The sequence below is a fragment of the Prevotella sp. TF12-30 genome (assembly GCF_003436715.1).
GTDB classification, from domain to species: domain Bacteria; phylum Bacteroidota; class Bacteroidia; order Bacteroidales; family Bacteroidaceae; genus Prevotella; species Prevotella copri_A.
On the sequence record NZ_QSQJ01000115.1, the window covers coordinates 1 to 585 of the forward strand.

A 585-nucleotide genomic window follows, 5' to 3' on the forward strand; every position below is an offset into this window, starting at 1 on the left:
GTGTTCCTCTCCTCTGATACGAGCAGCAGAATGGGCAACTTCTGCACAGGTCTGAGATAGAGCAGTTGCAGGTAGTCCATGCCAAGGTCATATTGCTCACCGAAGATGTGACTAACCAACTTCTTGATATTAGGGAAGTCCCCTTGCATCGGCTTATGTCCTATCGGCTCGTATAGGTTGAGGAAACCGTCTATCACCGTGCGGTGGTTCACATGTTCGGGAACAGTACAGAAGCCGTCATACTTGTGAACGTACTTGATGAACTCCTTGCCGTAGTCCTGACGCAAGGTCTCCATGTTCCAAGGGATGCGCTTTCTTACCTTTCCTCCTGTGATGGTAGGTTGGTCAACCACCTTGTACAAGGTAGTGCCAACACGGATGAACACCTCGTTTGTCGGAGATGCTGCCTGTGGTTGTTTTCTTTCCACAACCACAGGCTGATTGTTGTCGTTTGTCTTGCTCATAATCTAACCTTTGTGAGTTGATAAAATTAAAGTTGCAAAGGTAAGGGCGGAAAATCAAAATGCAAAACACAAACTTGCGCAGAATGGAGAAGTTTGCACCGACAATGTTAAAAGATTGGAA

The 585-nt window shown here is 46.5% G+C and carries 1 pseudogene; it reads right to left on the minus strand.

Annotated elements, in window-relative coordinates:
- A pseudogene (locus DXD25_RS16330) lies at positions 1 to 467 on the minus strand (helicase); the annotation flags it as partial.
- Positions 468 to 585: the final 118 nt, after the last annotated feature.